Here is a 242-nt window from a genome sequence, read left to right as displayed (position 1 = left end):
CATCGGCGACGGCCATTTTCTGCACCACATGCACGGGCGTCTCTCGGGCCGCGCCGTGTGGGGCGGCATGTGGGCGCAATGCCTTCGCACGGTGCTGCGATACAGGGGGATCTGAATGCCAGCACTAATTGACTTAACCGGGCGTCGATTTGGGCGCCTTGTCGTTTGTGGGCGCGCTATTAACAAAGGCCGCGAGCCTGCTTGGCAATGCGCGTGCGATTGCGGGGCCACGCTGGATGTAC

At 62.8% G+C, this 242-nt stretch carries 1 pseudogene; it reads left to right on the top strand.

Annotated features, from left to right (window positions below):
• Positions 1 to 115 (top strand): annotated as a pseudogene (locus SB772_RS44905) (phage tail protein); the annotation flags it as partial.
• Positions 116 to 242: the final 127 nt, after the last annotated feature.

The sequence above is a fragment of the Paraburkholderia sp. SIMBA_030 genome, assembly GCF_046535245.1.
Taxonomy (GTDB): domain Bacteria; phylum Pseudomonadota; class Gammaproteobacteria; order Burkholderiales; family Burkholderiaceae; genus Paraburkholderia.
Note: the sequence above shows the minus strand (reverse complement) of the source record. Positions and strands in the feature narration are given on the sequence as shown.